Origin of the sequence: Pollutimonas rozaliensis (assembly GCF_048751585.1) — a bacterium.
In the GTDB taxonomy this organism is placed as follows: domain Bacteria; phylum Pseudomonadota; class Gammaproteobacteria; order Burkholderiales; family Burkholderiaceae_B.
In genome coordinates, this window is the sequence record NZ_JAZHOB010000147.1 from 1 (window position 1) to 266 (window position 266).

The following is a 266-nucleotide window of genomic DNA, read 5'->3' on the forward strand; positions in this document are numbered from 1 at the left end:
TTCCATCAGGTGGCTCTTGTTATGCAGCCGCCCGGCCGTGTCGGCAATCAGCACGTCCACCCCTCGGGCCTTGGCCGCCGCCACCGCATCGTAAATCACCGATGCGCTATCCGCGCCAGTGTGTTGAGCAATCACCGGAACGCTGTTGCGCTCGCCCCAGACCTTCAACTGCTCCACGGCGGCCGCTCGGAAGGTATCCCCCGCCGCCAGCATGACGCTCTTGCCTTCGCGCTGAAAACGCTGGGTGAGCTTGCCGATGGTGGTGG

1 pseudogene is annotated in these 266 nt (G+C 64.7%); it reads right to left on the reverse strand.

What is annotated here, in order from left to right:
- A pseudogene (locus V0R37_RS22335) lies at positions 1-266 on the reverse strand (signal recognition particle-docking protein FtsY); the annotation flags it as partial.